The 25,039-nt window shown below is 59.5% G+C and carries 18 protein-coding genes and 2 pseudogenes; 19 read left to right on the top strand and 1 reads right to left on the bottom strand.

Translation table 11 applies throughout. From position 1 onward, the window contains the following. The first annotated feature begins 2 nt into the window (after window positions 1-2). The 13 genes and pseudogenes from E6C55_RS18695 to E6C55_RS18745 all read left to right on the top strand — a co-directional run bounded on the left by E6C55_RS18695 (window position 3) and on the right by E6C55_RS18745 (window position 13,898). A complete protein-coding gene (locus E6C55_RS18695; RefSeq protein ID WP_136371336.1) occupies window positions 3-875 on the top strand; it encodes a carbohydrate ABC transporter permease in 873 nt (290 codons plus the stop codon). Between the two features lie 86 nt (window positions 876-961). Further along, window positions 962-2,515 carry an extracellular solute-binding protein gene (locus E6C55_RS18700; protein ID WP_136371337.1) on the top strand — a complete coding sequence of 518 codons (1,554 nt, stop codon included), beginning with the start codon at window positions 962-964 and terminating at the stop codon, window positions 2,513-2,515. A gap of 56 nt (window positions 2,516-2,571) precedes the next feature. Next, the gene (locus E6C55_RS18705) at window positions 2,572-3,825 is read left to right on the top strand and encodes an FAD-dependent oxidoreductase (RefSeq protein ID WP_136371338.1); all 1,254 of its coding nucleotides are present in this window, start codon (window positions 2,572-2,574) and stop codon (window positions 3,823-3,825) included. A gap of 135 nt (window positions 3,826-3,960) precedes the next feature. Then, window positions 3,961-4,296, top strand: a pseudogene (locus E6C55_RS35435) (response regulator); the annotation flags it as partial. A gap of 153 nt (window positions 4,297-4,449) precedes the next feature. Beyond that, window positions 4,450-4,845 (top strand): annotated as a pseudogene (locus E6C55_RS35440) (response regulator); the annotation flags it as partial. Window positions 4,846-5,205: 360 nt separating this feature from the next. Next, window positions 5,206-5,598: a helix-turn-helix domain-containing protein gene (locus tag E6C55_RS35445; RefSeq protein WP_407923753.1), complete on the top strand. Its 393-nt coding sequence runs from the start codon at window positions 5,206-5,208 to the stop codon at window positions 5,596-5,598. Continuing rightward, entirely contained in the window at window positions 5,591-7,762 is a 2,172-nt protein-coding gene (locus tag E6C55_RS18715) for a cache domain-containing sensor histidine kinase (RefSeq protein WP_136371340.1), read from the top strand. Before E6C55_RS35445 ends, E6C55_RS18715 begins: the two co-directional genes overlap by 8 nt. 82 nt (window positions 7,763-7,844) lie before the next feature. Further along, window positions 7,845-9,797 carry a PAS domain-containing hybrid sensor histidine kinase/response regulator gene (locus E6C55_RS18720; RefSeq protein ID WP_168735740.1) on the top strand — a complete coding sequence of 651 codons (1,953 nt, stop codon included), beginning with the start codon at window positions 7,845-7,847 and terminating at the stop codon, window positions 9,795-9,797. A 107-nt stretch (window positions 9,798-9,904) separates the two neighbouring features. Continuing rightward, window positions 9,905-10,894, top strand: coding sequence for a LacI family DNA-binding transcriptional regulator (locus E6C55_RS18725; protein WP_136371342.1), 990 nt, complete (start codon window positions 9,905-9,907; stop codon window positions 10,892-10,894). Between the two features lie 69 nt (window positions 10,895-10,963). Continuing rightward, window positions 10,964-11,860, top strand: coding sequence for an RraA family protein (locus E6C55_RS18730; protein ID WP_136371343.1), 897 nt, complete (start codon window positions 10,964-10,966; stop codon window positions 11,858-11,860). Between the two features lies 1 nt (window position 11,861). Further along, the gene (locus E6C55_RS18735) at window positions 11,862-12,602 is read left to right on the top strand and encodes an SDR family NAD(P)-dependent oxidoreductase (RefSeq protein ID WP_211093612.1); all 741 of its coding nucleotides are present in this window, start codon (window positions 11,862-11,864) and stop codon (window positions 12,600-12,602) included. Window positions 12,603-12,619: 17 nt separating this feature from the next. Continuing rightward, window positions 12,620-13,573: a mannonate dehydratase gene (locus tag E6C55_RS18740; protein WP_136371345.1), complete on the top strand. Its 954-nt coding sequence runs from the start codon at window positions 12,620-12,622 to the stop codon at window positions 13,571-13,573. 31 nt (window positions 13,574-13,604) lie between these two features. Next, window positions 13,605-13,898, top strand: a complete 294-nt coding sequence (locus E6C55_RS18745; RefSeq protein WP_136371346.1) for a hypothetical protein — start codon at window positions 13,605-13,607, stop codon at window positions 13,896-13,898. Between the two features lie 468 nt (window positions 13,899-14,366). Here E6C55_RS18745 and E6C55_RS18750 read toward each other — a convergent pair whose 3' ends face one another. Further along, complete coding sequence (locus E6C55_RS18750) at window positions 14,367-16,724, bottom strand: helix-turn-helix domain-containing protein (RefSeq protein ID WP_136371347.1); 2,358 nt, start codon at window positions 16,722-16,724, stop codon at window positions 14,367-14,369. Between the two features lie 265 nt (window positions 16,725-16,989). Here E6C55_RS18750 and E6C55_RS18755 point away from each other — a divergent pair, with 265 nt between their 5' ends. The 6 genes from E6C55_RS18755 to E6C55_RS18780 are packed head-to-tail and all read left to right on the top strand — an operon-like array spanning window position 16,990 to window position 25,015. Then, the gene (locus E6C55_RS18755; protein WP_136371348.1) at window positions 16,990-17,931 is read left to right on the top strand and encodes an ABC transporter permease; all 942 of its coding nucleotides are present in this window, start codon (window positions 16,990-16,992) and stop codon (window positions 17,929-17,931) included. A 39-nt stretch (window positions 17,932-17,970) separates the two neighbouring features. Further along, window positions 17,971-18,867 (top strand): carbohydrate ABC transporter permease, encoded by an 897-nt coding sequence (locus E6C55_RS18760; RefSeq protein WP_136371349.1) that lies wholly within the window; start codon window positions 17,971-17,973, stop codon window positions 18,865-18,867. Window positions 18,868-18,916: 49 nt separating this feature from the next. Next, window positions 18,917-20,485 carry an ABC transporter substrate-binding protein gene (locus E6C55_RS18765; protein WP_136371350.1) on the top strand — a complete coding sequence of 523 codons (1,569 nt, stop codon included), beginning with the start codon at window positions 18,917-18,919 and terminating at the stop codon, window positions 20,483-20,485. Between the two features lie 27 nt (window positions 20,486-20,512). Beyond that, window positions 20,513-21,607 (top strand): GDSL-type esterase/lipase family protein, encoded by a 1,095-nt coding sequence (locus E6C55_RS18770; protein ID WP_168735741.1) that lies wholly within the window; start codon window positions 20,513-20,515, stop codon window positions 21,605-21,607. Then, on the top strand, window positions 21,552-24,596 hold the full coding sequence (locus E6C55_RS18775; RefSeq protein ID WP_168735742.1) for a glycoside hydrolase family 38 N-terminal domain-containing protein: 3,045 nt from the start codon (window positions 21,552-21,554) through the stop codon (window positions 24,594-24,596). The genes E6C55_RS18770 and E6C55_RS18775 overlap by 56 nt, the downstream gene beginning before the upstream one ends. After that, window positions 24,593-25,015: a hypothetical protein gene (locus E6C55_RS18780; protein WP_136371353.1), complete on the top strand. Its 423-nt coding sequence runs from the start codon at window positions 24,593-24,595 to the stop codon at window positions 25,013-25,015. The genes E6C55_RS18775 and E6C55_RS18780 overlap by 4 nt, the downstream gene beginning before the upstream one ends. The last annotated feature ends 24 nt before the right edge of the window (window positions 25,016-25,039 follow it).

The raw sequence follows: 25,039 nt of genomic DNA on the forward strand, positions 1-25,039 counted from the left end.
ATATGCGAAGCAGAACGCTCGGAGACAGAACGCTGGACGCATTCACTTATTTGGTCCTGATCGCCATGGGCCTCATCACGCTGCTGCCGTTCGCGAACGTCGTGTCGAAGTCGGTCAGCGAGGAGTGGGCGATCGTGTCCGGCAAGGTCGGGCTCTATCCGATCGGCTTCCAGCTTGATACGCTGCGGTACGTCGTCACGAATTCGCAATTCCTTCATTCGCTGTGGATCTCGGCGCTCGTGACCGTCATCGGCACGCTGGCCTCCCTCGTCGTGACCGCCATGACGGCATATCCGCTGTCGAAGCGGGAGCTGCCGGGCATGGGCGTGATCATTGTCCTGTTTATCTTCACGATGATGTTCAACGGAGGCATCATTCCGAACTACCTGCTCGTTCGGGAGCTGAACCTGATCGACCATCTCGGCGCGCTTGTTCTCCCTGCGCTGGTCAGCGTGTTCAACATGCTGGTGATCAAAAGCTACTTCGAATCGCTGCCGGCCAGTCTTGAGGAATCGGCCAAGCTGGAGGGGGCGCGCAACTTCACGATCCTGTTCCGGATTGTCCTCCCGCTTAGCGGGCCGGTGCTGGCGACAATCGGGCTGTTCTACGCGGTTTATTATTGGAACGATTATTTTAACCCGATGATCTACATCAACAGCACGTCGCTAAAGCCGCTGCAGTTGTACCTTCAGGACATCGTCATGAACGCGGACACCTCGTCGCTGAACCGCAGCGCGGAAGAGCTGATGAACGTGCCGGCGGAGGGGGTCCGGGCGGCAACGGTTATCGCGTCCACCATTCCGATTCTTCTCGTGTACCCGTTCTTGCAGAAGTATTTTATCAAAGGCGTTCTGATCGGGTCGGTCAAGGGCTGAGCCTGCGGGCATCGCATCGCATTAACTCTGCCGGGGTTTGCCCGGAAGATTAATGATATATAATCCTTATTAGGAGGGTCTACGACATGAAGATGAGCACCAAAGGGTTGCAATTGACGGCCGTGGCCGCATTGCTTGCGGTTACCGCCGCGTGCGGATCGAATGGCGGCAACGATGCCGCCGGCACGGCTTCGCAAGGCGCTGCGGCATCCCCGGCCGCATCCGGCTCGGCGGATTCCGCGGGAGAGAAGCCGACGCTGCGAAGGCTGACCGTCTGGCAGGACCAGGACCCGAACACGTATCCGGTCGCGCAGATGCTTGAGGAGAAGACCGGCTACAAGGTGAAGTACGACACGCTTCCGCAGGACAAGGCGGCCGACAAGCTCAATCTGCTCATGGCTTCGGGAGAAGCGTACGATACCGTTCATTATGCCGCCGACATGGCGCTCTACTCGGATTACGCCCAGAAGGGGGCGCTGACCGATCTGACGCCGCTGATCGAGCAGTACGGCCCGAACATCAAGAAGGCCATCTCGCAGCAATCGATGGATGCGCTGAAGATCGACGGCAAATTGTATGCGCTTCCGTCCATGCTGACGTATAAGGTAGGCTCGAGCATTCTGATTCGCACGGATTGGCTTGATAAGGTCGACATGGACATGCCGACAACGACGGAAGAGCTGAAGGCCGTGCTGAAGGCGTTCAAGGAGCAGGACCCGGGCGGCCACGGCGATCAGGACGTGCCGCTCACGATGAACGGGGACAATGCGTTCCTCGACAGCATCGTCGGCGCGTTCGGGATGCCGAATACGTGGAACGACGTGGATGGCGAGCTCGTGCCGCGTCTGCTCGACCCGTCCTACAAGGATTATGTCGGCTACATGGCCGACTTGTACAAGGAAGGGCTTATCGACAATCAGTTCGTCGTCAATAAGGGAGCCACGACCAAGGAGAAGTTCTCCAGCGGCCAAGCCGGCGCGATCGTGATTCACTGGGCCGATATTCCGAGCATTGACGAAGCGCTCAAGAAGAACGAGCCGAACGCGACGTTCGCATATGTCGGCGCGCTGAAGGGGCCGGGCGGCGAAGCGGGCTTCTCGGGCAATGCCGGGTTCGACCGGCTGACCTTCATTCCGAAGGCGTCCAAGCATCCGGAAGACGCGATCAAGTGGATCGACGCGACGCTCGAGGCGGAGACGTTCAAGGAACTGGCCGTCGGCGAAGAAGGGGTTCATTACACGGTCGAGAACGGGGCGTTCATGCCGATTCTTCCGATCTTCAACGATGAGCGCAACCTGGCGAACAACTATATGTCCGGCACGGACGAAGCGAACTACCCGCTCTATTGGCAGGCGCGCGTTCACAAGAATCCGGTTATGTTCGAGGCGTTCGACCAACTGAACAACCAACAGCCGGACGAGGTGAAGATCTCGAATCCGCTCGGGCTTGCGCCTTATATGCCGAATTACGCCAAGTATAACCAGCAGTTGGAGACGATGGTGGCCGATTACACGATCAAGCTGATTGCGGGAGCCGATTCGCTGTCGGGGCTGGATGCGTTCCAAGCCAAGTACAAGGCGGCCGGCGAGGAAGCAAGCGCGAAGGAGATCAACGACTGGTACGCGACCGCGGCCAAGTAATGCAAGGCGGCGGCCCCTTCCGGGCCGTCGCCTCTTAACATGGGAGGAGAATGGATATGCATAACGAGAGCTACGAGTACAAGCAAGAGGTGCGCACGCAATGGCGCGCCGACGTCGTCGTCATCGGAGGCGGCCCGGCGGGGACGGCTGCGGCTATCTCGGCGGCGCGGAGCGGGAAGAGCGTCGCGCTGATCGAGAAGTCCGCGCAGCTCGGCGGCATGGGCACGCTGGCCAACGTCAGCGTCTTCATGCCGATCGGCAATGTCACCGGCATCTATCGGGAGATCATCGCGGAGACGATGGCCGATCACCTTCCGCCGGATCACGACAGCTCGATTGCGCCGCAATATTCGCCGTTCTTGCTTCGACACTACTTGAATGAGAAGATGAAGAAGGAGAACGTCAAAGTCTATTATCACTGCGAATTCGTCGGAACGATTGTCGAGAACCGCCGCATCCGGGCCGTCGTCGTCTCGACCCGCGAAGGACTGAGGGCGTTCGAGGGAGAGACGTTCATCGACGGCACCGGCGATGCCCGCGTTGCGATCGACGCCGGCGTGCCGTATACGACCGGACGGGAAGAGGACGGCCTCACCCAGCCGATGACGCTGATGTTCACGATGCAGAATACCGGCCAGCCGGTCAAAGCTTATCTGCCGGAGGGTTGCTATGAATACAAGGACGTATCCGATCTGCCGCAAGGCCGCAGGCTGTATTGGGAGCGCAACGGCGACGGCTCCCTGCTCGTCAACATGTCGCGCGTGAAGGCGAACGGGGCGAAGATCGACGATGTCAACTACGCGGAAGCCGAAGCGCTGCGGCAGGTGTTCTCCATCGCCTATTACTTGCAGAAGAACGGCTTCGAGAGCTATGCGCTGACGCATATCGCGCCGCAGACGGGCGTGCGGGAGACGAATCAGATTCGCGGGCTGTACACGCTGTCGGAGGAGGATGTCGTCCGCGGTTCCCGCTTCCCGGACGCGGTCGCGCAGACGAATTACGAGATCGACATCCACAGCCCCGATGCGAAGAAGACGACGGACGAGCGGAAGGTGGACGGGTACGATATTCCGTATCGCTCCATGGTTCCCGCCGAGCTCGACAACCTGCTCGTCGCAGGCCGGGCCATCTCGGCGACGCACGTCGCGATGTCGTCGATGCGCGTGCAGGCGACCTGCTACGCGCTTGGGCAAGCGGCGGGAATCGCCGCGTCCCTGGCGCTGGACGGGGCGTGCGCGATGAAGGAGGTGCCGGCGGAAGCGCTGCGCGAGCGCTTGGTCGCGCAGGGCGTGCGCTTCGCCGGCGCTTAAGCGCCGGAGCGGCAACGGGGATCGGCGGACGAGGATCGGCGGCGGATCGAGGCGGCCGGGTGGGATTGAGGCAGCGGATCGAGACAATCGGGTGGGATCGAGGCAGTTGAATCAGGAAGAGGAAGGGGGAGCGGTATGTATAAGCTGTTGATCGTGGACGACGAGCCGACCGTGCGGTTCGGCTTGCGCACTTACTTCGATTGGGCGTCCTACGGCATCGAGGTGGCGGCAGAAGCGGACGATGGGGACGTCGCGCTCGAGGTGATCGATCGGCAGCCTCCCGATCTGATTCTGACCGACGTCCGGATGCCGAACATGGACGGAATCACGCTGTCGCGCCTCGCTCTGGAGCGCGACCCCGGCGTCAAAATCGTTTTTGTCAGCGGGCATGACGATGTCGATTACTTGAAGTCGGCGATGAAGCTGAGCGCGGTCGATTACATCTTCAAGCCGGTGAACCTTCAAGAGCTAAGCTCGACGGTTCGCCGCGTCGTGGAGGAGCTGGATGCGGACCGGGCCGAACGCGAGCTTCGGCGCGAGATGCAGGAGAAGCTGAAGGAAGGCTTGCCGCTGCTGCGGGAGAAGTTCCTGCTGTCGCTGATCGACAGCGGCGCGCCGAAGAACGACCTGCGCGAGCGCATCGACTTCCTTGGGCTCGATCTGCCGGACGATGCCGGCTATTGGGCGCTTGTCGTCTCCGTCGACGATCTGGCCGAGGTAGCGGCCAGCCGCAGCGTGCGGGACTGCCAGTTGCTCTGGTATGCGGCGCTTAACGTCTGCCAGGAGCTGATCGAGCGGCATATCGGCGGCTACGCGATCGAGAATCGGCAGGGCGAATTCGTCGGTCTGCTGCGGGTGCGGGCGGCGGGCGGGAACGCTTCCGATGCGACGGAGGCGCTCATCGCGCTGGCCGCGGACATTCAGGCGAATCTGCAGCGCTGGCTGAAGCTCGGCGTTACGATCGGCATCGGCGATCGGGCGAACGACCTCTGCGAGCTTCCGCGCGCTTACAAGCAAGCCGCCGAAGCCGCCGAACGGAAGTGGTACCTGGGCAAGAACCGGATCATTACGATGGACAGCCTGGAGATCTCCGCGCCGGAGGAAGAAGGCTGGAGCAAGCATGCGCCCGAGCAGAACGAGCGGCTGCTGGCCGCGCTCAAGGCGGCCGACGAAGCCAGGCTGGCGGAGCTTCTCGCCGACGTCTTCGCCAACTTCGCCCGCAACCGCAGGGACGGCTTGAAGTACGGCCGCAGCGTCTGCCTGCAGATCGTGCTGGCCGTCGGCCAACTGCTGCTGGAGCTGGGAGCGCAGACGCCGGAGCTGGAAGCTTCCGAGGCGAAGCTGTGGAGCACGCTGAACGAGCAAGAGACGCTCGGGGGGATGAGGCTGCTGCTCGAGGCGCATCTGTCGGCGGTGTGCGGGCGAATTCGGGACAAGCGCTCGAGCAAGTCGCTTAACGTCGTCGACCGGGTGAAGACGGTCATCGAGGAGAAGTATGCGGACGGCGGCTTGACCGCGGCCGAGATCGCCAAGGAGGTCTATCTGTCGCCGACGTATGTCAGCCTGCTGTTTAAGCAAGAGACGGGGCAGACCGTCAACGAATACTTGACCGAGGTGCGCATCGAGAAGGCGAAGACGCTGCTGCGCGATCCGAAGTACAAGTTCTACGATATCTGCTATGCGATCGGGTACACGGACCCGAGCTACTTCACGAAGCTGTTCAAGAAGGCGACCGGCGTCACGCCGAGCGTCTATCGCCAGAACCATGCGTAGAGGGGCGGCTCGTCAAGGCGGCCTGGGCCGCGTCTTCCATCGCTTCTCGATTCCGCGCCAGTGGCTGCTGGCGTATCTGCTGCTGATCGTCGTGCCGGCGGGCGTATTCCTGTACGGCTATTACGAGCGCTCGGGCTCGATTCTGCGAAGCGAGGTCATCCGCACGACGCAGCAAGCGCTGAAGCAGGCGGCGAGCAACTTGAGCTATCGGCTCGAGCATATCGAGGATATCGGCAACGCGGCGTTCATGAACGCGAATCTGCACGATTACTTGGCGGTCGGAGCGGACGATCAATCGATTGCGATCCAGCTCGAGGTCATCAAGGATCTGCGCTACCTCGTGACGACCGTCCAGACGAACTCCGACGTGTTCCGCGTTCGGCTGTTCGTCGACCGATCGAAGATTTACTCGGGCGAACGGATTAACTTCTTCGCGTTGGACAGCTTGAAGGACCGGCCGTGGTACGATCCGATCATCGCAGCGGGCGGGAGAATCGTATGGACGGGCGATTACCGGGAATCGTACCTCGACGCGGGCGAGCAGTCGATCTTCTCGGCGGCGCGGATGCTCCGGGACCCCCACGACTACGATAAGGTGTCCGGGGTGCTGATGATCGACGTCCGGGAGGACATGGTGTCCGATATTCTGTCGACCCTTCAGCTTGCTCCGGGCACGCAGGTCTATCTGACGGATGCCGAAGGAACGATCGTTTACCATACCGACCGTTCGAAGGTCGGAACGGAGGTGGATCGCGCCGTCGGCGAAGCGATCTCCCGCGGCAGCGAAGGCAGCGCCGCGATCAAGGTCGGCGGCGTCGCTTCCGACGTGCTGTACGCATCGCTCTCGCCGAACGGCTGGAAGCTTGTCGCCCAAGGAACCGAGTCGCAGTTGTCGCGCCGGGCCGTCGAGCTGTCGCAGCGCGCGGAATGGACATCGCTGCTGGAATATGTGGCGCTATTCCTCATGCTGCCGTTCCTGCTGCTGGCGATTATCGTCCGCGGAATGAATCGCCGCGTCAATCAAGTGATTACCGTTATCCGCAAGGAAGGCTCCGACGGGCTTAACGATCTGCCGCCGGTGAACGGAGACTTCCACTTGCTCGAACGAAGCGTCGACAACCTGATCATGCGGGTGCGGACTTTAATGGAAGAGAAGTACCGCGTGCGCATTCAGGAGCGCGAGGCGCAGCTTCGGGCGCTGCAGGCGCAGATCAATCCGCACTTCCTCTACAACACGCTGGATACGATCAACTGGATCGCGATCGGGAAGGGCGCGACGGACATCAGCCAGATGATCGACCGGATGGCGAAGTATTTCCGTCTCAGCCTGAACCGGGGGAAGGATATCGTCAGCGTGGAGGACGAGCTGCAACTGGCCGAAGTGTACCTGGAGATCCAGCGCAGCCGCTTCCCGAACACGTTCGACTTCCAACTGGACGTGCAGGCCGGTGCGGAGAGCTGCCGCATGCCGAAGCTCATTCTGCAGCCGATCGTGGAGAACGCGCTGCTTCACGGCATCCGCAAGAAGAAGGACAAGCGGGGCACGATTCGGATCGACGTCCGGCTTGAGCAGGACGAGCTGCTTCTCTCCGTCTCGGATGACGGCATCGGCATGGACGAGGAGCAGGTTCGCCGCCTGCTGACGGAAGCGCCGTCCGAACGCGAAGGAGCCGACGGCGGATTGCGCGTCGACGGCGGCGGAAGCTCGTACGGTCTGTTCAACGTCAACGAACGGATCATGCTGTACGCAGGCGACGAGTACGGCCTGTCGATCCGCTCCGCCCCCGGCGCCGGGACGACGGTGACCGTCAGACTGAAGGCGAACCGGGAGGACGAAGCGGCAAGGGGAGCGAAGATGAGAAGCGCAAGTAGACTCGGGCCGGAGATGACCGCAGGCGAGGGCGATAGCGGCGGCAACCGGGGTTTTATGCGAAAAATCACATTGGCGCAGCTCGATAACGGGGTGTTTGAACGATTTTGTGCGAAAAACCGCATTCGTGGAGTAAATTCCAGTCCGATGTGCCCGAATGTATGCGTAAAACCGCATAAAACGCTGCAATTGCCTCCCATCCATGCCGACGAATGCGAAAAACCGCATAAAATCGCAAATGTCATCGGCTCAGGCGAATGGAAGGCGAAGAAGATTTGGCTTCGACCATCTTGAATTTGCGATAGTCGTCTGTGATAATGGCAAGGTATAGCCATTCGGAGGCAAGATGACTAGAGTAGGGAAAAGAGGAGGAGCTATGCTAAGCGGTATTCTGCATCAGGTCGAGGATGTGCAGCTCGCGCTGGCAGCTCTCGAGGAAGCTTCAATCATATCCATTATGGATAATGAAGGAGTCTTTACGTATGTGAATCGGCTGTTCTGCGACATTGCGAAGCAGGATTCCGGCGGCCTGGTCGGGCGTTCGTTCGAATCGCTGTCGTCCGGGGGCTATCCCCCGGAGTTCTTCGCAGACATGCAAGCGGCGCTCGGGCAGGGGAAGGTGTGGAAGGGGGAGCTGGACTGCCTGGCGGCAGACGGCACCGGCTTCTCGCTTATGCTGACGATCGTGCCGCTGTCCGGCAAGCCGGGCGGGGCGGACCAGAGCGTATCGTTCGGCACGGACATCACCGAGCGGAAGCGTCAAGAGGTCGGCCTGATCAAGGCGATGGAGAACCTGCGGGAGATCGAGAATGCGCTGGACGAGTCTTCAATCGTTGCCGTTACGGACAGAGCGGGCGTGATTACGTATGTCAACGATAAATTCTGCGAGATTTCGAAGTACAGTCAAGAGGAGCTTATCGGTCGCACGCATCGCATCATTAACTCCGGCTATCATCCCAAAACTTTTTTCCGCAATATGTGGGAGACGATTCTCGCAGGCCGCGTATGGCGCGGCGAGGTGAAGAACCGTGCCAAGGACGGCACGGAGTACTGGATGAATACGACGATTGTGCCTTACTTGGACAAGGCCGGCAAGCCGCGGCAATTCATCTCGATCCGCTCGGACATTACCGATCGGGTCAAGGCGGAGGAGGCGCTGGCCGAACGCACCGAGCAGCTTGCCCGCATGCGGGATGAAGCGATTAATGCGAGCATGGTCAAGAGCCAGTTCCTCGCGAACATGAGCCACGAACTGCGGACTCCGCTCAATGCGATCATCGGCTACAGCGAGATGCTTCGCGAGGAGGCGGACGAGCTTGGCGAGACGGTGTTCGTCGACGATCTCGGCAAGATCGTCGGGGCTGGCAAGCATCTGCTTGCGCTGATCAACGATATTCTCGATATCTCCAAGATCGAAGCGGGGAAGATGGAGCTGCACCTCGAGGCGTGCACGCTGGAGGAATTGATGCACGACGTGATGACGACGATGCGGCCGCTGATCGAGGACAAGGGCAACCGCCTTGTTTACGAATGCGAGGCCCAGGGGTTCATCCTCACGGACATGCTCAAGGTGCGGCAGATTCTGATCAATCTGATCGGCAACGCCAACAAATTCACGGACAAGGGCGTTGTCACGGTGCGCATCTTGTCCGAGCGGAAGAAGGGGAGGAACGGCTTCGTGTTCTCCGTGCGGGACACGGGCATCGGCATGACGCCGGAGCAGGTGGCCAAGCTGTTCCAGCCGTTCACGCAAGCCGATTCTTCGACAACGCGCAAGTATGGAGGAAGCGGGCTTGGCCTGGCGATCAGCAAGGGCATCAGCCAGATGCTCGGCGGCGATATTCAGGTCGAGAGCGAGCAAGGCGTCGGCACTTGCATGACGTGCTGGCTGCCCGATTCGACGGAGGGGCCGCGCGGCGGCGAGCTCTCGATTCAACCGGACCAAGAGGAAGCGCAGACGCTCGGCGCTTCGAAGCGCGCCAATCTGCTGCTGATCGACGACGAGCCGTCGAATCGCGAGCTGATGGAGCGTTACCTTGCGAGAACCGGCTGGAGCATGGCCTATGCCGACAACGGAGCGGACGGCTTAAGGCTCGCCAGGACTTGTCAGCCGGATGCGATTGTGCTTGACGTGCTGATGCCGGGCATGGATGGGTGGAAGGTGCTGACCGCGTTGAAGGAAGACCCGCAGACGGCGGCCATTCCCGTCGTGATCTGGTCGATGATGACGGATCTGCAGCAGGGGTACGCCCTCGGCGCCACGGACTTCCTGACGAAGCCGTCGGAGCGGGAGCAATTGATCGAGGTGCTCGGGAAGTACATCGAGTAGAATAGCACGATATTCGCAGCCGATTCCCCGTTGAACAAGCGGGGAGTCGGGTGTTATAATAGGTTGGAGAAACGTTTCTACAAGTTCGCGACAGTCGAGGTGAAGGGATGGCGCAAGGGAAGAAATCGACGATCAAGGATGTGGCGCGGGAAGCGAACGTCAGCATCTCCGTCGTGTCGTACGTGCTCAACGCTTCTGCGAAGAAATCCATTACTCCCGAGACGCGGGAGAGGGTATTGGCGGCGGCGAGCCGACTGAAGTACGTTCCTAACCATGCGGCAAGCGGGATGAGACGGAACCGATCGATGGTCATCGGGGTCGTCTCGTATTGGGAGCTGGACGGGATGGTGTTCACGGATATGCTGAGAGGCATTATGCGAGAGGCTGCCGGCAGCGGCTACCGGGTCATGCTCTGTCACAAGGATAGTCAGGCGGATGACAAGGCGTATCTGGACTATTACAAGGAGCGCAGCGTGGACGGCATTCTGTTTATCTCGCCGCACGAATCGCTCGGGCTGATCGACGAAGCGGACCACATCCGCTTGATGCGGGAGTCGGGAGTTCCGTTTGTCATGATGAACGGCAGCACGAACGATCCCGATGTCAGCTATGTCAATGTCGACTACCACGCTTCCGTCTACCTCGCCGCTTCGCATCTGATCGGGAAGGGGCACAAGGAGATCGCGTACGCGGCTCCGATGAATCTCCGCTATCGCGAGCTGACGAGCCGGCTGCAGGGGTATCGGGACGCCATGGCGGAAGCCGGGCTGCCGGAGAGATGCGTCGATCCGGCGGAGCTGAGGGACTGTCTGCCCGAGCTGCGCGCCGTCGTGGCGAACAAGTCCGATACCGGACATGCCGTGCTGGAGGCCGCGCGCGTGCTCGGGATCGCCGTGCCCGATCAATTGGAAGTCATCGCCGCGAATACGGAGTCGTACTCGGCATACCTGTGTCCGCCGCTCAGTACGGTGCGTATCCCTGCAGAGCGGATGGGCGAGATGGCCGTGGAGATGCTGCTGCGCCGGATAGACGGCCAAGGAGTTCCCGAAGTACGGACGCCGACCTGCACGCTGGAGCTTCGACAAACTTGCCGGTGATTACGGTCATTGGCGTTTTTTTTGCGAATTGGAGAAACGTTTCTACAACTTGATTGAGGAGCCGGTCGAATGAGATTCAACGTGAAGGAAGAGATTATCGCGATTACGCCGCAGTGGACGGGGGAACGGTTCCCGGACGGGCGTCCCAAGGTGGCCGATAAATACTTGAAGGCTCTGGAGGGAATGACGCTGGAGGAGGTGTGGAAGCCGATCTTCCTGAAGGGCTATGAGAATCAGTTCGAAGGAGAGCTGAGAACGCTTCATGCCAACAAGAAGCTGATCGGCAGGGCGGTGACGAGTGCATTCGCTCCTGCAAGGCCGGACCTGCACGAGACGTTGTTCGCAGTTGGCATGGAGGAAGGCCGCAAAGGAAATTACAATCAGTGGGTCATCGATTCGCTGGTGGAAGGCGACGTCGTCGTGGCGGATATGTTCGACAAAATTTACAAGGGCACCTTCATCGGCGGCAATCTGACCACAGCAATCTCCGCGCGGACGAAGACGGGAGGAGCGGTCGTCTGGGGTGGCATTCGCGATGTCGAGCAGATGGAGCGGATCGACACGCAAGTGTATTACCGCGGCATCGATCCGACTCCGATTCGGGACTTCGTTATGCTCGGCTTCAACACGGCCGTGCGAATCGGGAAGGCCGTCTGTCTGCCCGGCGATATTGTGTTCGGTGCGGGAGGCGGGGTCCTGTTTATCCCGAGCCATCTGGTGCAGGAAGTGGTGGAAGGGGCCGCCAAGTCTCATATCAAGGACGTCTTCGGCTTCGAGATGCTGACGGCGAACATCTTCACGACGGCCGAGATCGATCGCAACACGTGGACGGAAGAGATGCTCGATATGCTGACGGCCTTTATCCGGGATGATGAACGGGGACGGGAATACCGCGATCTGGACTGGACCGTCGAATACGAATTGGCTCGGAACGGTGATCCGGATGATACCCAGACAGCGCTCTGAGGTGGCAGAACTAACAGGCAAGCGGGCGCTGATCACCGGCGCGAGCCGGGGAATCGGGCGCGAGATCGCGTTGGCGCTGGCTGCCGAAGGGGCCGATGTCGCGATCAATTATTATGGGAGGGACCGCGAGGCGGGAGAGGTTCGCGAGGCCGTCGAGGCGATGGGAGGCAGTTGCATATTGATCAAGGCGGACCTGTCCCGTGCCGACTGCGCGGAGATAATGGCGGCATCGCTCCCCGAAGCGGACATTCTCGTGCTCAACGCCTCCGTTCAATTCCGCAGCTCATGGCGGGACATGAATGAGCGAGAGCTGGAGCTTCAGCTTGGCTGCAACTTCCTTGCCGGCTTGCGGCTCGTTCAACGCTACGCGCCGAACATGCTGGAGCGGGGCTGGGGGCGGATCGTGACGATCGGCAGCGTGCAGGAGGTCAAGCCGCATCCCGACATGCTGATCTATTCTTGCACGAAGGCCGCGCTCAGGCAGATGGCGCTGTCCTTGGCGCCGCAGTTCGCGTCGCGGGGCGTTACGGTCAATTCCGTCGCGCCGGGCGTCATCGCGACGGATCGGAATGCGGAGGCGCTCGGCGATCATGAATACGCCGAGCGGACGCGCAGCAAAATTCCGGCCGGCATATTCGGCGAGCCTGCGGATTGCGCGGGTGTCGTCAAGCTGCTCTGCTCGGAGGCCGGGCGGTACATTACGGGCCAGAATTGGCATGTCGACGGAGGCATGAGTCTGTAGGAAGGGCGGGAGAACCATTGATCATCACGGACTATTTAAGAAGCGATCCGAGCGTGCAGTGGACGTATGCGAAGCAGATGGGGGTCGACCATGCGGTCATCCGTCTGCCGGAAGACAAGGAGTTCGATTGCACGAATCCGAGCCACTGGCGGCTTGTATATGAGAGATTCAGCAATTACGGTCTGGTGCCGACGGTGCTGGAGCCGATGCCCAACGCGCTTCACGACTCTATCAAAGCGGGCGACGCGCAGCGGGATGCATGCATCGATCAGGTGATCCGGATGTTCCCTATTATGGACAGACTGAACATCCGGACGGTGTGCCTCAACTTCATGGCGCACGTCGGGTGGTCCCGAACGTCCCATCAATTGCAAGAGCGGGGCGGGGCGATCGTAACGGGGTTCCGGCTGCAAGACTATCCGGCGGATGCCGGGCAGGCCATCTCCGAAGCGGAGCTATGGGCGAACCTATCCTACTTCCTCGAAGCGGTTGTACCGGAAGCGGAGAAGCACAATATCCGGCTTGCGCTGCACCCCGACGATCCGCCGGTCTCGCCTCTGGGCAAGGTGTCGCGGATTTTAACGAGCCTGCAAGCGATGCAGAGGGCTGTGCACCTCGTCCCAAGCGATCACCTGGGCGTCACGATGTGCCAGGGCACGTTCACCGCCATGGGCGAGAACCTGGAGGAGGCGATCGCCGCCTTCGCCCGGGAGAACAAGCTGTTCTTCGTCCACTTCCGGGACGTGGCCGGGGACAAGACCGACTTCCGCGAGACGTTCCACGACAACGGGCCGACGGATATGGCCCGGATTATCCGCCTGTACCGCGAGCTCGGCATCTCTGTCCCGATCCGGGTCGACCACGTCCCTACGCTGGCGGGCGAGAGCAACGACATTCCCGGCTATGCTACGCTCGGACGGCTGTTCGCCGTCGGCTATCTGAAGGGGCTGCTGGACGGCGCCCGCGTCTGAGGCCGAGGGCCGACCGAAGAAGGCAAGCGTCTTGGCGGCTGGAGCCAAGACATCGCAGCAGGCCGGTTATTGTTGGTTGTTGCTGGTTGTTGCAGCTACCGCGATTATTGCAATTACCGCAATTGTTGCAGACCATGCGGACGTCGCAATAATCGCAACTGTCGCACATATCGGGAGGAACACGCCAAAGGAGGGGACTGTCCCCTCCTTCGGCGTGTTGTGCGGGCTTGGTTTGTATAAGCGCCGCGCATTGTATGTGGTTTTTAGCATACATTTGGTGCCGCAAGCCGCTTTTTGCGAGATGAGCGCGGTTTTTAGCATATAATCGGTCATTCGAGTCGGTAGGGGGGCGAATATATGTGGTTTTTAACATAAAACGATCAAGAGAGGCCGATTGAGAGGGGGATGAATGTGATTTTTCACATTCATGGGGCGTTGGCGGAGAAGAAAGGCACATTCTGACTGGCTCGCCCGTCCCCGAACCAATCACCTGTCCCCGAACCACTCCCTCGTTCTCCAACCCAATCGCGCGTCCGCCAACCAATCACCCCGAACCAGTCACCCGACCACCAACCACCTCATCCGTTCTCAACCCACTCGCCCGTCCCGAACCACTCGCCCGACCGCCAACCACTCATCCGTTCTCCAAACCACTCGCCCGACCGCCAACCACTCATCCGTTCTCCAACCACTCGCCCGACCGCCAACCGCTCATTCACCTCCGAACCAATCACCTGTCCCCGAACCAATCACCTGTCCCCGGACCAATCACTCATTTCTTTGGTTTGTCCGTTCAGTCGGGCTTCGGCTGGTTGGCGTGCAGGGAGGAGTTCAGTCTGTATTCCGTCGGAGTGACCGCGAAGGTCGTCTTGAAGACGGTAGAGAAATACTTCTTGTTCCCCCAGCCAATCTCCTCGATAATCTCGTCAATCGTGAAGTTCGTGTCGCGCAGATACTCCTGCGCCTTGGAGAGCCTCAGATCCTTGAGGTAATCGGCGATGGAGCTGCCGGTCGCATCGCGGAAGATCCGGCCCAACGTGACCGGGGACATCTTCAGCGCATCGGCGACAAGCTGCTGGTTCAGGTTCTTGTCGCGGAAGTTCTGCCGCAGGTACGCGACCACGTGATCGGCAATCAAACCGATCTTGTTGTCCTTCGTCTGCTCGAGCTGACGGAATATCGTCTCGAACAATTCCTCCAGCAGTTTGCCGATCTCCTCCAGCGTCTCCATACCGGTTATCGCGTGATGATAGGCCAGGAACGACAGATTAAACTTTGTCGTTCGGTTTTTCTCCAAGTGATGAACATAGTTGAAGGACGAAGACAGCAGATGGGACAGGATGCACATGCTCGTGTTGTAATCGCAGCGATACAGCTTGTTCATAATGCTCCGCAAGCTCTCTGAGACGTCCTCCCGCTTCAATCTCTTCAGACTCTCGTTAAACGCTTCGATCAGCGGGTCGGACACGTCGAAGGGCTCCGCGTCGGACTCCTGCAGATCCTCGCAGGCCAACAGGCAGCGATGGCCGAACCTTAAGCGCTCCATGCCGTACTGCCGGGCTTTGTGATAAAGCTCGTGCAGGCGGGACAGATGGTCGCACGTCTCCGTTCTGAAGCAGGACAGGGTGATGCGATAATACGACTCGTATACATCCTGCAATTCCCGCAGCCGCTCGTCCAATTCCCGGCCGGAAGCGTTGCCCGGCGCGTTCAGATCGTCCTCCGAATTCACGATGAGCACGCAGAAGTCTTCGCCGGAATCGATGGATTCGCAGCGGAAGCGGGCAGACAGCAGCTCGCCGGCGATATTGGTCAGCGCGAAGCGCAGCGATGCCTGCTCCATGGCGGACCGGCTGCCGACCGAGGCGGCATAGCGGTCGAACTTGATAAGCACGATCAGATAATAGCCGCGATCGGCAATGCGCAGGTTGAGTTCATCCAGCCGCTGCTCCACGGACGCCTTGCCGATGAGGAGGCTGGACAGGAAGTTCGACTTGAGCCGGCCGATGCTGTTGGTCTTGAATTGCTTAAGCGCGACGAGATGCTCCACGGTATGGGACACATGCCGCTCCATCTCCTGGAATTCATTGCTGAGATCGGCCGCGGCAGGGTCCGAGCCCAGCATCGTCCGCACCTGCTGGCGCAACGCGCGGATCGGCGAGTATAGCCGCCTGGACAGCACATAGGAGATCAGCAGCCCGGCACAGAAGACGAGCAGGCTGATGGTCAGCGTAATGCTGCCGATACGATGAAGGGATTGCGACAACGTTTGGTACGGGAACACATTGATGATTTTCCAGAATGGCTGATCGAGGGACGAGTACACAATAATGCTCTTATGACCGTTCACCTTGTCCACGAAGTAGCCGCTGTCCTGCGGGCGCGACACGACCTCCTGCACGTACGATTCCCCCGAGAGATCGGCCAGGAACAACTGGCTGTCCGAATGGCCCATCACCCGGCCGGAGGGATCGACGATCATCATGTCGGAGCCGCTCCGAGACTCGTCCTGCGCGGAAGAGACCAGCGTCTCGAAGATCCAATTCATCTTCACGTTAATGACGAGGCTGCCCGTCAATTGATGGTTGATGTCCGACTGCGAGATCCAGTACGTATAGAGATTCTCGGTAGATTGCCGATTTAAGCCGGATATCGGAACTTGCCGTGCGACAGGCGATGCCGTCCTCTCGGTCGCCGAGGAGCGGAGCAGCGCCGCCATCTCCCCATCGTACATGTCGGCGCTCGTCAGAATGTCGGAATGCGGACCGATGATGTAGTAACGATCTTCGGCGGCATTGTAAATATAGATCGAGTAGACGAACGGGGTCGACTGCAGAATGTTCTGCAACTGCTGGAAGTTGGCGAGCGTGTCGTAGATGCTGATGTTCGATCCGTACATTAACTGCGACACGGCAGTGTTGCTCAATAAGGAGGCGCTGAAGTTGTAAGCGTACTTGTCGATGAAGCTCACGTTGTTGGCGATGCCGGACAGCAGGTCCTGACTCGATCGGTTCATCATATTCTCCCCGAAGGAGCGGAAGTTGGAGTAGAGCGTGCCCGACAGAAGCACGGTTGCCGCAATAAAGAAGCTGCTGATCGTAATCAACAGGTGGAGAAAATACTTCTGAGGTGTCAGGCGATATCTCGGCATAGCAAGTCTCCTTTGTTTGAGTAAGCGGTTGCACCAAGCGGCGACCCTAATTATAAGCCATGCGCGTTCAGCGGGAAACCGCGGCGGGCCGATTTGAACCGAATATCGAAAATCAAACCATCCAAATAACCCGATTGACGATTTCGCCCCTTTGCAAAGCGCCGCCGCCGTCCTATAACTGGGGTGTGGCCCGGAATCGCAACACAGCAACGCTGAGGAACAAGCCGTGCCGGGACAACCGGACGGGACAACTGGAGGAGGAGAGATGGACAGAGAGAAGAGGCCGGGTTCGATTGCCCGGTTCCTGAAGGATCTGGGAGGCAACCTGCCGTTGCTTCTGCTGACGCTGCCAATGGCGGCCTACGTATTTATCTTTAATTATTTGCCTATGGGCGGCATCATCATCGCGTTCAAAAACTATCGGTACGACGAAGGGATTCTGGGCAGCAAGTGGATTGGGCTGGAGAACTTCAAGTTCTTCTTCACCTCTCCGGACATGTGGAGAATTACGAGAAATACGCTGGGCTACAACGCTTTGTTTATTGTGCTCGGGTTGGTCATTCCTGTCGCCTTCGCCTTGTTGTTCTTCGGTATTCGCAGCAAGACCGCGCTGAAGATCCATCAGACGACGATGTTCTTCCCGCACTTTCTCTCGTGGGTCGTTGTCGCTTACATGGCGTATTCCTTCCTTAACCCGCAATCGGGATTGCTGAACGTCATGCTGGAGAAGCTGGGGCTGGTCCCTGTCGATTGGTACATCAAGGCGGCTCCCTGGGCCGCGATTATCCCGATTGCTTATGTGTGGAAGACGGTGGGCATGTCCACGCTCATGTATTATGCGGCCCTGATGGGAGTCGACCATGAATACTTCGAAGCGGCTTCGCTCGAAGGGGCGAACAAGTGGCAGATGACGACCAAGATTACGCTGCCGTTCCTGTATCCGCTGATGATCATTTTGACGGTGCTGGCTATCGGCCATATTTTCTACGCGGACTTCGGTTTGTTCTATCAATTGCCGATGAATTCGTCCATGCTGTACGCCACGACGGACGTCATCGATACGTATGTCATCCGGGCGCTGCGGGAGAACGGCAACATCGCGATGGCCAGTGCCGCGGACTTCTACAAGGGCATCGTCGGCTTCGCCCTGGTGCTGCTGACGAACGCGATCGTTCGCAAGCGAAGCGCGGAGAATGCGCTGTTCTAAGTTTAATGGAATTTGATATTGCAGAGAAGGCGGTGCCGAATGGCTGTGCGCAGCAAACGCAAAATCGCGGTGGGCGAGTGGGTTGTCCATGCGTACCTGGCAGTGGTGTCCTTGCTGTTTATTCTGCCGCTCTGGGCGGTTATCTCGATCTCCATCTCGGACGAGGTGGACATTACCAAGTATGGCTTCAGTCTGATTCCGCGGAATCTCGATTTTACTTCGTATCGCTATATCTTCGAGAGTCCGGCCACGATTCTGAATGCCTACAAGGTAACGATTATCGTATCGGGTGCAGCGCTGGTTTTGTACCTGCTCGTCTCTTCCATGGCGGCCTATGCGCTATCCCGAAGCAACTTCAAGTACGGCAAGGCCATCTCGTTCTATCTGTTCTTCACGATGCTGTTCAACGGGGGACTGGTTCCGTATTACATTCTGATGAACCAATACCTGCATCTTCGGAATTCGTATCTGGCGCTGATTCTGCCGCTTATCGGCAATGTCTGGTACATCTTCATCATGCGCACGAACTTCAGACAGATTCCGGACGCCATCGTCGAATCCGCCAAGATCGACGGGGCCGGCGAGCTGCAGATCTACTATAAGATCATTCTGCCTCTGTCGAAGCCGGTGCTGGCCACGGTGGGGCTGCTGCAGCTCCTGGCCAATTGGAACGCCTGGTTCCAGGCCATGCTGTTTATCGACAAGTCGGAGCTGTACCCCTTGCAGTACCTGCTGCAGACGATTCTGCGCAATGCGCAGGAGCTGTCGCGAGGGTTCGAGAACAGCATGGTCAGCTTCACGGCGTCACAGCCGCTACCTACCGAATCCATGCGAATGGCGATGGCCGTCATCGCAACGGGACCGATGCTCCTGATCTTCCCTTTCTTCCAGAAATACTTCGTTAAGGGATTGACTGTCGGGTCGGTTAAGGGATAGTGGATTTATATAGAAGAGTGACGAATTATACCTTCAAGGAGGAAGCGCAATGAGGACAAGCAAGTCGAAGACAAGCAAGCCGAGAACAAGCAAGCCGGGAACAAGCAAACAAACAATGGGGGCCATTCTCGCAGGAACGATGCTGGGGGCTGCGCTGCTCGCAGGCTGCCAGAACAAGAACGACGGAGCTTCCGCTCCGAGTTCGTCCGATTCCGCATCCGGATCGGCGGCTGCGACCGCGTCGGCCGGGTCGGCGGCAGACCTGCCGGAAGTCGAGCTGGTCTGGTACCTGAGGGGATCGAAGCCGAAGAACGCCGATTCGGTCATCGCACGGGCCAACGAGATTACGAGAGAGAAGATTCATGCGACCGTCGATTACCGCTTCGTCGAGCCTGGCGATTACGACCAGAAGATGCAGCTTATTATGGGCGCAGGCGAACCGTTCGACCTCGTGTGGACGTCCAGTTGGTCCAATAACTATGTGGCGAACGCCACCAAGGGCGCTTACCTGGCGCTCGACGACTACCTGGATGCGGTTCCCAAGCTGAAGGAATCGATGCCGGACAAAATCTGGAACGGCGTCAAGGTCAACGGGAGCATCTACGGCGTGAACAACTACCAGATTCTTGGCGGACCGCATGGGATGTCGTTCCGCAAGGACATCGTCGAGAAGTATAATATCGATCTTGACAGCATTAAGAGCGTGAAGGACCTGACGCCGATTTTCGAGCAGGTCAAAGCGGGCGAGCCGGACATGGTGATGGTGAAGTACGGCGTTCCGGCGCTGCTGCCGTACGGCGAATCGGGCGTTCCTCCGAAGGTCGAGGACTTTATCGTCGACACGAATACGTGGCAGGTGGGCTCGTATCTGTACGCCGACGACAGCATGGTGGAAGGCTACAAGCTGATGCGCGAATGGTATCAGAAGGGATTCTTCCCGAAGAATGTGGCTACGGCCGCAGAAGCGGACCAATCGCTGGAGCAGGCGGGCAAGCTGTTCGCTCAGTTCGAAGTGGCCAAGCCCGGCGCCGAGGAAGAACTGGCGCTGAAGTACGGGTATGACGTCGTCGTCAAGCCGCTGACCGACCCGCTCTTCATTACCAAGGCTGCCCTGACCTCGACGCTCAATGCCGTCAGCCGTACCTCCGCCAATCCGGAGCGGGCGCTGATGTTCCTGGAATTGATCAATACGGACAAGGAGCTGTACAACACGCTTGTGTTCGGTCTGGAAGGCCAGGACTACACGATGACCGGCGACAACCGAATCGAGAAAATTCCGGATACGTACCAGTTCGATGCCTGGGAGCTCGGGAACCAATTCAACGCTTACTTTAACGGAACGCAGCCCGACAGCGTATGGGAGGACACGAAGGCGATCAACGACGCGGCGGAAGTCGACCCGATGCTGGACTTCTCCGCGGATCTGACCCCGATTCAGAATGAGCTCACTCAGATCAAAGCGGCTCAGAAGGAATTCTATGTCATTCTTAAGAACGGTCTCGCCGATCCGGAAGAAGCGATGAAGAACTTCGAGAACAAGCTGGCCCAATCCGGCGAAGAGAAGGTTCGCACCGAGCTGCAGAAGCAGATTGACGCGTGGCGCAGCACGGTGAAGTGAGCAATGGGATCACTGAAGGAACGCGGAATGGAGGAACGAGCGCGGGCGGACGTCAGCTTCCACAACGCTTACCCGGAGAGCTGCGATTACCTTGACGGTCTTCGCCTCAAGCGTTATCCCGCGGAGGCCATTGCCGGCATGGAGCCGGGGGGCAAGCTCGCGGCCGGATTCGCGGACGGCTGCGAGATCCGGTTCGCGTCCCTGTCCGAATTCGTGAATGTCACGCTGTTCGCGGAGTTCCAGGACGGCAGCGCGCTCGTGTACAAGGGCGATCACTTCTGCGGCCGCTATGAGCTGCCGAAGGATCGGTATACGTCGATCCGCCTCCAGGAGCCTCCCGGCTTCGCTCGCACGGTCCCGTCCTGCGCCGGCGTGCGCGGCTTCTCCCGGGAGGTGTGGAGAATTCATCTTCAGCACTGCGGGGTCGTCTTCTGCGGCATTGAAGCTTCCGATCATCCGGTCCGGGTTCCGCGACCGGATGAGCTTCCCGAGCGGACGATGCTTGCGTACGGCTCCTCCATCACCCAGGGCAGCTCTTCGCTGATCAACACCTGCGGTTATGTGTTTACGGCGGGACGCCTGCTCGGGGCGGACGTGCTCAACAAGGGAATGGGCGGAAGCTGCGTAATGGAACGAAGCGCGGCCGACAGCTTGGCACGGATGGACGGCTGGGACTTCGCCTGGCTGGAGCTTGGCGTCAACATGGTGCGGGAGCGCTTCACCGTCGAGCAGCTAAGGGAGCGAACAACGTATCTGCTTCATACTCTGCTGGCGAATCACCCTGAGAAAATGATTTTCATAACGTCGATCTTCCCGAACTTCCACTTCGGAGGGCAGGATGAACGGGCCGTTCAGACGTTGAGGTACATGGAAGCGATCAAGGAGGTTCACCGGCAGGCCGCCCACCCCCGCTGCGTGTGGATCGACAGCGAACAAATCATGAGCGACGCGTCCTGGCTAAGCGCCGACCTGCTGCATCCGTCCACGGAAGGACATGCGGCGATGGGCTTCCGCTTGGCGGAGAAGATCGGAACCTGCTTGCCGGGCATACGAGGAGGAGAGACGATTGCGAATACAAGGCATCCGGCAGACGGCGTTCATCGACTACCAGGATCGGAATAAAGTGTGGGTCCTGTTCAGCGAGGACATCGTGATGACTCCCTCTTACCTTACGGTCTATGTGGGAGACAGGCTCGTGTACGAACGCAAGAAATTCATCGCGAGCCCTTGCGAGCTTCTGCTGCCGCTGGTGGAGACAACGACCGATTGCACGCTTGAGCTGTATGACGATCTTGAGCGGACGGACGCATACCGCTGCAAGCTGGAGCCCGTCAAGCAATGGAAGATCGCGTTGATGACTTCCTCGCACGAGGATCTGGGGTATTGCGAATACGTGAATCGGCTTGAGGAGGGATGCGCCGGCTTCCTCGACGAAGCGATGGACATTATGGACCGCGACGGACGCTACAAGTATGTCATCGAGCATTATTGGTGGCTGCGAGCTTACGAGAATTGCCGGGACGAAGAGCGGCAGGCGAGGCTCAGGCGGTACATGGACAGCGGCCATATCGCGCTCGCCACTCCGCACAGCGGCGTTCATACGCATTGGCAAGGCTATGAGGAGCTTCCCCGTTCCCTCTACTATGCCCGCCGCTATGCCAGGGAGAAGTGGGGGATCGATCCGAAGACCGCCATCCATGCCGATCTCTCCGGCGTCTCGTGGTCGGCCGTCAGCGCGTATCGGAACGCGGGTATCCGATACCTGCTCAGCTTGCCCAACGACTTCCGCGACAGCAAGGACGCGGAGGAGGCCCCCCAATGCTTCTGGTGGCGGGCACCGGGCGGGAAGGACCGCTTGCTCGTCTGGACGCAACGCCATTACATGCAGGACGATCTGCGCCAGGCGATCCACGACACGTCCTGGTATTACGAGAGCGACGAATTCCGGGCGGAGGCGAAGCAGGACAATATCGAGAAGGCGATCGACAAGCTGTTCGACCGGTTGGGAGACGTGCCTTACGATCTCCTGCCGGTATCCTACTATTACGATAGAAGGAAGCCGACGACCGTGCTTCTGCTGGTGATCGATTCCATGCGCGCCAAGTGGAAGCACCCCGTCTTCGAGATGGGGCTGCCGGACGAATTCATGGGGTACCTCGAAGAGCGATTCGGGGACCAGCTTCCGGAATTGGCCGGAGATCTGACGGATCAATGGGCGGACTTCGCGACAATTGCTCCAAGGTGGTTGGCGAAGAAGCGAGAGGGAGAAGCCTTATTCGGCATGGCGGAGGCGTTGTCCTCGCTTAACTTGGCCGCCGGGAGAGCCGACATGTTCCCGAAGGCGACATTGGATGAAGCTCTGTGGAGCATGCTCGAGTTCGATGAGCATTGCTGGGCGACTTCGATCAAGGACCCGTTCGTCATGCACAAGTACAACCTGAAGCTCGTCAAGGAACAGACGGCGATTCGGGCCAAACGCAATGTCGACGATGTCATTCGTCGGGCGCTGCTTCCGTCGGGAGACGGCTGCTATGCCTGGAATCCGCTGCCGTATCCGAGGACGGAAGCGATCCGGCTGCCTCTGGAGGAGGGAGACGCGTCGGTCCCGATCGGGGTGGGCCGGCAACGCTTGCCGAACGGGATTCTGACGGAGCCGATCCCGCTTCCCGCGTTCGGGATCGTGGCGCTCGGAAGCGAACCGAAGGCGATGGCGGGGGAGAGGCCGAAGGCGGTGGCGTCCAAGTCCGAGGCGGGGGAAGGCTTCGCCCGGGTGGAGGGCGGGGCGATAGACACCGGGCATTATATCGTATGGCTGGATACGGACAGCGGCAAAATTCGAAATATTCTGGATAAGGCTTCCGGGCACGAATTGCTGGACGAACACTCCCGTTACCGTCTCGGCGACTTCATCTATTACACATGCGAAGAGAAGGCGAGCCGCTCCGGCACTCACGAAGACGTGCATAAGGTGTTTAAGATTTCGATCCGCAACGGTCCGCTCGCGGTGTCCATCGTCATGGAAGGCGGCGAGGAGCAGAGCGGGGCGACGGTCAAGAACACGGTTACCTTCTACAAGCACGACAGGACCATCGACGTCGAGCTGATCTTCGAAGGCGCAGCTGCCTTGATGGGGGACTTCTACGACCGGTATAAGAAGAACGTGTTCTATGCCTTCCCGTTCCGCGTGCCCGGCTTCCGCTTCTTCACGGAGCTGGCCGGCGGCGTCGTGGACGAAGAGCGCGATCGCCTTGCCCTGCATACGAACGACTTCGTGATCCCCCAGAACTGGGTATCCGCGGAGAACGAGGCCGGCGGCATCGCGTTGTTCACGCGGGAGATGCCGGTGTTCCATCTGGGAGCGATTCATCTTAATCGATTCTCCAGCACGAAGGCGAAGCCGAGCTCATCGATCTTCCTGCATGCCATGTCGAACCGCTGCAACAACCTGAGCCTCCATTCTCCGGAAGATTGCGGGGGCGAGTTCCGCTTGTCCATCTTGCCGTATGCGGGGAGCTGGCGAGCCTCCGTTCCCGAGTGGAGCCTGGGCCGATTGTATCCTCCGGTTGCCGGCAGGGGGGCGGTGGCGGAGACCGGAAGCGTGCTTGCGCTGGATCGGCGCAATGTGCGACTGCTTGCGCTGAAGCCTGCCGAGGACGGCGACGGCTTCATCGTCCGCTTCATGGAGCTGACCGGGGAACGAACCTCGGCTTCGTTGACGCTGCCCTTCGGAGTCGCGGACGCAGTCTATACGAATGTCGTGGAAGAGAACACCGGGGAAGCCGCATTGGCGGAAGGAAGAATTGTTGCGTTCGACATTGAGCCGTACTCCTACGCCACGCTGCGCATCCGGCCGCTTGAGCGCGTGCCGTTCCGGTACGAGGAGAAGGAGCGAGCCGCGGTGCGCAACGTATTCGCCATGCCGACTGTCGCGGGACGAACGATGGTCAGTTGGGAGAAAGGGGATCATCGCGCGTTCGACAGCTTCGAGATTCGGGTGAACGGGGAGAGGGCAGCCGTGGTTGGCAACGAAGCGCTGACCGTTCAGTGGGCGGAGCTCGATGCCGATCCGAACGGCGAATTCTCCGTGGAGGGCAGGAGGCGGGAGCGATGAGCGGAGGCGAGACCCGTCACTCGTCCGGTTCCCTGGCGATTGCCGAATTCCGGGGGGAAGGGTTCCGGGCGCTCGTCTCTTCCGGCGGCTGGCGAGTGGCTCTCATTCGCTATGCCGAGCGCCTGGGCTTCAATCGAATGAACCGTCTGGAGCGGCATCTTCTGACGGATGAGGCCTTCCTTCTACTGGCCGGCGCCGCCATGCTGGCCGTCGCGGAAGCCGGCGAAGAGCCGCGTATCGTCCGCATGGAACCGCAGAAGGTGTACAACGTGGCAAGGAACGCATGGCACGCAATCGCCTTAAGCAAGGATGCTTGCGTGGCGGTTGTGGAGAATGACGATACGGGCGAATCCAACACGGAATACCGGTACCTGGAAGAGCCGCTGCGTTTGAAGGGGAACGAGGATCACGGGGACTGAACGGTCCCCGCAATCGAATATAGG

The sequence above is a fragment of the Cohnella fermenti genome (assembly GCF_004801405.1).
Classification (GTDB): domain Bacteria; phylum Bacillota; class Bacilli; order Paenibacillales; family Paenibacillaceae; genus Cohnella; species Cohnella fermenti.

What these genes read in the sequence shown, in the direction of transcription:
- E6C55_RS18695 (WP_136371336.1), top strand. Translation starts at nt 3, where the DNA reads ATGCGAAGCAGAACGCTCGGAGACAGAACGCTGGACGCATTCACTTAT.
- E6C55_RS18700 (WP_136371337.1), top strand. Translation starts at nt 962, where the DNA reads ATGAAGATGAGCACCAAAGGGTTGCAATTGACGGCCGTGGCCGCATTG.
- E6C55_RS18705 (WP_136371338.1), top strand. Translation starts at nt 2,572, where the DNA reads ATGCATAACGAGAGCTACGAGTACAAGCAAGAGGTGCGCACGCAATGG.
- E6C55_RS35445 (WP_407923753.1), top strand. Translation starts at nt 5,206, where the DNA reads ATGAGGCTGCTGCTCGAGGCGCATCTGTCGGCGGTGTGCGGGCGAATT.
- E6C55_RS18715 (WP_136371340.1), top strand. Translation starts at nt 5,591, where the DNA reads ATGCGTAGAGGGGCGGCTCGTCAAGGCGGCCTGGGCCGCGTCTTCCAT.
- E6C55_RS18720 (WP_168735740.1), top strand. Translation starts at nt 7,845, where the DNA reads ATGCTAAGCGGTATTCTGCATCAGGTCGAGGATGTGCAGCTCGCGCTG.
- E6C55_RS18725 (WP_136371342.1), top strand. Translation starts at nt 9,905, where the DNA reads ATGGCGCAAGGGAAGAAATCGACGATCAAGGATGTGGCGCGGGAAGCG.
- E6C55_RS18730 (WP_136371343.1), top strand. Translation starts at nt 10,964, where the DNA reads ATGAGATTCAACGTGAAGGAAGAGATTATCGCGATTACGCCGCAGTGG.
- E6C55_RS18750 (WP_136371347.1), bottom strand. Translation starts at nt 16,724, where the DNA reads ATGCCGAGATATCGCCTGACACCTCAGAAGTATTTTCTCCACCTGTTG.
- E6C55_RS18755 (WP_136371348.1), top strand. Translation starts at nt 16,990, where the DNA reads ATGGACAGAGAGAAGAGGCCGGGTTCGATTGCCCGGTTCCTGAAGGAT.
- E6C55_RS18760 (WP_136371349.1), top strand. Translation starts at nt 17,971, where the DNA reads ATGGCTGTGCGCAGCAAACGCAAAATCGCGGTGGGCGAGTGGGTTGTC.
- E6C55_RS18765 (WP_136371350.1), top strand. Translation starts at nt 18,917, where the DNA reads ATGAGGACAAGCAAGTCGAAGACAAGCAAGCCGAGAACAAGCAAGCCG.
- E6C55_RS18770 (WP_168735741.1), top strand. Translation starts at nt 20,513, where the DNA reads ATGGAGGAACGAGCGCGGGCGGACGTCAGCTTCCACAACGCTTACCCG.
- E6C55_RS18780 (WP_136371353.1), top strand. Translation starts at nt 24,593, where the DNA reads ATGAGCGGAGGCGAGACCCGTCACTCGTCCGGTTCCCTGGCGATTGCC.